Here is a 3,757-nt window from a genome sequence, read left to right as displayed (position 1 = left end):
GTCTTTTAGGCCTCTAGCCCAGGCGCTACCTGCGCAAGCAGCTACTTATTTAGTAGCGGTTAACCCCCCCCTCGCATCGTTAAGCCCCCGGCCCTGCGCGCTGCCCCAGTTTGCGGTACACGGTGGCGCGGCTGATGCCCAGGGCGCGGGCGGCTTCTGCCACATTGCCACGGGCCTGGTCTACGGCTTTTTTAATCAGCGCAGTTTCTATATCGCGCAAGGGCATGGGGTCGCTGGCGACCACCCGTTGATGGGGCTGAACCGGGGCGTTTTCTTGCGCCCGCTCAATCGGCAACGCCTGAAGGCGCAGGCCTGTCCATAAAGGGATTTCAAGCATGGCATCGGGGCGGCGAGCGGCGTCAAACAAAAGTTGATATGGCAGGCCAAAGACCTCACTCACGTGGATAGCGGCTTGGCCCGGGGCGGCCAGGTTGGGCACCATCTGCCGTGCAATCGGGTTGGCACCGGTGATCCAGCCATCGGCGTCAAGACACACGATGCCATCGGCCTCGCTGCCCATGGCGTTACCCGGCCAGTTCAGGCGCACCATCAGCTTGTGCGCTTGTGACAGTACCAGCGCGTTCTCGATCTTTTGCGCCGACTGGGTCACCAGGTGTTTGAGTTCGGGGCGCTCCACGGCGTCAATGCCGGTTAAATCCAGCATGCCGACGCAGGCCCCATCCGGACCAAACAGCGGCGCACCGGCGCAACTGTAGTGCGACGAGCCGGCAAAAAAATGCTCGCCCCGGTGCAGCCAGACCGGTTGCAACTCCGTCAATGCTGTGCCAATGGCGGTGGTGCCAATGCTGCGCTCCGAAAGGTCGGTGCCAATGCGGGTGATGAGGTCGGCGCGCGGGTCGGCGCGGTCGATCGAGCCGCTCACGTCCACCACCACCCCCTCGGTGTTGGTCAGGATGGCAAAGTAGCGCGTGTTCACAATCGCGCGCCCCAGGCTTTCCAGAATGGGCTGCGCCGTCTTGACCAGGCGCTGATTGGCCTCCCGAGTGCGGCGCACTTGTGCGTCAGACACCAGGTTAAACGTCAGCGGATCATGCGGCGCCAGCCCCAGGCTCAGGCAGCGTTGCCACGAGCGTTCAATCCACGGCGCGATCCAGCCAGCGGGCAACGGCGTGTGGTCCTGCATGACCGTGCGACGCGCATTCTCAATGCCGGAAAGGCGAAGGGAGGCGCTGGAAACAGGGGCGTTGGCCATGGTGTGGAACGTCGTGAAAGTGATCGGTCATTCTCGTGCAAGTCGCGCTGTTCGCACAGTGTTTCAAATTGAGAATTTCATGCTATTTCGCACTGTTGACTAGGGTTCTCCCTAGGTGAAAAGCCCCACGCGCCCTCCAACAATCACTATGTATTTCATTTCATAGGCAATGCACTTCATAAGTGCCACAACCCCAGGAGAGACACATGCAAAAGGTGTTGCACATCAACGCAGACAAGTGCACAGGCTGTCTGCAGTGCGAAATGGCTTGTTCTTTCGAGAACTACGGCACATTCGCGACCGCTAAATCACGCATCAAGGTATTTGACTTTCACCATACCGGTAAAAAAGTGCCCTACACCTGCACCCAGTGTGACGAGGCCTGGTGCCTGCATGCGTGCCCGGTGGAGGCGATTACGGTAGACAAGCTCACTGGCGCCAAAGTGGTGAACGAATCCACCTGTGTTGGTTGCAAGGTCTGCACCATTGCCTGCCCGTTCGGCACCATCAACTACGTTCAGGAAACCGGCAAGGTGCAAAAGTGCGACCTGTGCGGTGGCGACCCGGCGTGCGCCGAGGCTTGCCCCACTGGCGCCATCACCTTCATCGACGCCAACTGGACCGGACTGGGCAAGATGGCTCAGTGGGCCGACAAGCTTGGCAACCAATCTACTTCTATTTAAGGAGAACCCTCATGTCATGGGCAGGAAAAATTCTTCGCGTCAACTTGACCGCCGGTACCGTCAAGTCTGAACCCCTCAACATGGAATGGGCCCGCGCCTACATTGGCTCGCGGGGTCTGGGTTCCAAATACCTGGTGGAAGAGGTCGACGCCAACGTCGACGCGCTCTCACCCGACAACAAAATCATCTGGGCCACCGGCCCGCTGACGGGCACCATGGCCGCCACCGGTGGCCGTTACACGGTCATCACCAAGAGCCCGCTGACGGGCACCATTGCCTGCTCCAACTCGGGCGGCTACTGGGGCGCCGAGTTCAAGATGGCCGGTTGGGATATGGTCATCTTTGAAGGCCGCAGCGAGAAGCCGGTCTACCTGTATGTCAACGACGACACCGCCGAGTTGCGTGACGCCGCCCACCTGTGGGGCAAGAGCGTCTGGCAGACCGAAGAAATGCTCAAGAAGAGCCTGCAAGATCCGCTGACACGCGTTTCCAGCATCGGCAAGGCCGGTGAAAACGGCGTGCTGTTTGCCGCCGTGGTAAACGACTTGCACCGTGCGGCGGGCCGCTCGGGTGTGGGTACGGTCATGGGCAGCAAGAACCTCAAAGCGATTGCGGTGCGCGGCACCAAGGGCGTGGGCAATCTGCACAACCCCAAAGCCTTCATGAAGGCGATTGCCGAGAAGAAAAAGATTCTGGCCGACAACGCCGTCACCGGTCAGGGCCTGCCTGCCTATGGCACGCAGGTGCTGATGAACGTGATCAACGAGATGGGCGCCTTGCCCACCCGCAATCACCGCGACAACGCGTTTGAAAGCGCCAAAGACATCTCGGCCGAAGCGATGGCAACCCCACGCAAAACCGATGGCAAAAAGCAGTTGGTGACGAACCAGGCTTGCTTTGGTTGCACCATTGCCTGCGGTCGCATCAGCAAGATGGACGAGAGCCACTTCACGGTCGCCAACAAACCCCAGTATTGGGGCGCGTCGGGCGGTCTGGAATACGAAGCGGCTTGGGCCTTGGGCGCCGCCAACGGCGTGAAGGATCTGGAGTGCCTGCAATACGCCACCATGCTTTGCAACGAAGAAGGCGTTGACCCCATCAGCTTTGGCGCCACGGTGGGTGCGGTGATGGAAATGTATGAAATGGGCGTCTTGACCAAAGAACAGATTGGTATTGAAGCTCCGTTTGGTTCGGCTGAAGCGCTGGCCTTCCTGACCGAAGAAACGATTTATGGTCGTGGTTTTGGCAAGGAAATCGGTCAAGGCTCCAAACGTCTGACTGCCAAATATGGTCAACCTGATCTGAGCATGACCAGCAAGGGCCAGGAATTTCCGGCCTACGACGGTCGCGCCATTCAGGGCATTGGTCTGGCGTATGCCACTTCCAATCGCGGCGGTTGCCACCTGCGCGGCTACACCATTGCCTCCGAAGTGCTCGGCATTCCGGTCAAGACCGATCCGCTGGAACACGAAGGCAAGCCCGAGTTGGTCAAGGCATTCCAGGATGCCACCGCGGCGTTTGACGCCTCGGGCCTGTGCGTGTTCACGACCTTTGCCTGGGGCCTGGCTGACCTGGCGCCGCAAATCTCCGCCGCCTGTGGCGATCAGTACACCACCGAAGAGTTGGAAAAAATCGGTGAGCGCATCTGGAACATGGAGCGCGAGTTCAACAACCGTGCCGGTTTTACCGCCAAAGATGACAGCCTGCCCAAGCGCTTGCTGACTGAAGCCTGCAAAACCGGCCCGTCCAAAGGCAAGGTCAACATGCTCGCCGAGATGATGCCCAAGTACTATGCAGCTCGCGGCTGGGACGCCGAAGGCCGCCCAACCGCCGATACCAAGGCGCGTTTGGGGCTTTGATT

At 59.8% G+C, this 3,757-nt stretch carries 3 protein-coding genes; 2 read left to right on the top strand and 1 reads right to left on the bottom strand.

What is annotated here, in order from left to right; translation table 11 throughout:
* Positions 1–79 precede the first annotated feature (79 nt).
* On the bottom strand, positions 80–1,213 hold the full coding sequence (locus WCG50_RS18075) for a helix-turn-helix domain-containing protein (protein ID WP_336900987.1): 1,134 nt from the start codon (positions 1,211–1,213) through the stop codon (positions 80–82).
* A 206-nt stretch (positions 1,214–1,419) separates the two neighbouring features.
* Here WCG50_RS18075 and WCG50_RS18070 point away from each other — a divergent pair, with 206 nt between their 5' ends.
* Positions 1,420–1,896, top strand: a complete 477-nt coding sequence (locus tag WCG50_RS18070) for a 4Fe-4S dicluster domain-containing protein (protein ID WP_336900986.1) — start codon at positions 1,420–1,422, stop codon at positions 1,894–1,896.
* 11 nt (positions 1,897–1,907) lie between these two features.
* Complete coding sequence (locus tag WCG50_RS18065; RefSeq protein WP_336900985.1) at positions 1,908–3,755, top strand: aldehyde ferredoxin oxidoreductase family protein; 1,848 nt, start codon at positions 1,908–1,910, stop codon at positions 3,753–3,755.
* Positions 3,756–3,757: the final 2 nt, after the last annotated feature.

The organism is Rhodoferax sp., from assembly GCF_037143375.1.
Classification (GTDB): Bacteria; Pseudomonadota; Gammaproteobacteria; order Burkholderiales; family Burkholderiaceae_C; genus Rhodoferax.
The sequence above is the reverse complement of the archived record's forward strand: the minus strand, read 5'-3'. Positions and strand labels throughout refer to the sequence as shown.

Coding starts and splice junctions, on each gene's coding strand:
- WCG50_RS18075 (WP_336900987.1), bottom strand. CDS start 1,213: ATGGCCAACGCCCCTGTTTCCAGCGCCTCCCTTCGCCTTTCCGGCATT.
- WCG50_RS18070 (WP_336900986.1), top strand. CDS start 1,420: ATGCAAAAGGTGTTGCACATCAACGCAGACAAGTGCACAGGCTGTCTG.
- WCG50_RS18065 (WP_336900985.1), top strand. CDS start 1,908: ATGTCATGGGCAGGAAAAATTCTTCGCGTCAACTTGACCGCCGGTACC.